The organism is Paraburkholderia sp. J63 (assembly GCF_905220245.1).
Lineage (GTDB): Bacteria > Pseudomonadota > Gammaproteobacteria > Burkholderiales > Burkholderiaceae > Paraburkholderia.
Genome location: NZ_CAJMZF010000204.1, coordinates 1 through 349, shown reverse-complemented (window position 1 = coordinate 349; position 349 = coordinate 1). Strand labels below are relative to the sequence as shown.

Sequence of the window (349 nt, the reverse complement as noted above, 5' to 3'; positions counted from 1 at the left end):
CGAAGTGGTGGACAGCCGGATACGGAACTGGGATATCCGCTTCGTCGATACGGTCGCCGATAACGCGTCGAGCGCGCGTTTCGTGGTGGGCAGCCGCCCTGTGCCGCTTTCGCAGATCGATTTGAGTGCCTGCGCGATGGAGCTTTCGCGCGATGGCGAGGTGCTTTCGCGCGGCAACGGCGCGGCGTGCCTTGGCAATCCGCTCAACGCCGCCGTGTGGCTCGCCGACCGCATGGTTCAGCTTGGCACGCCATTGCGCGCCGGTGACGTGGTGCTTACGGGCGCACTCGGCCCGATGGTTGCCGTGAAGGAACCCGGCACCTATACCGCGCAGATCGACGGCCTCGGC

1 protein-coding gene is annotated in these 349 nt (G+C 66.5%); it reads left to right on the top strand.

The genetic code is table 11. From position 1 onward, the window contains the following. Nucleotides 1-349 (top strand): 2-keto-4-pentenoate hydratase (locus U5775_RS39185; protein WP_322063468.1); only part of this gene is annotated, 349 nt, incomplete at both ends.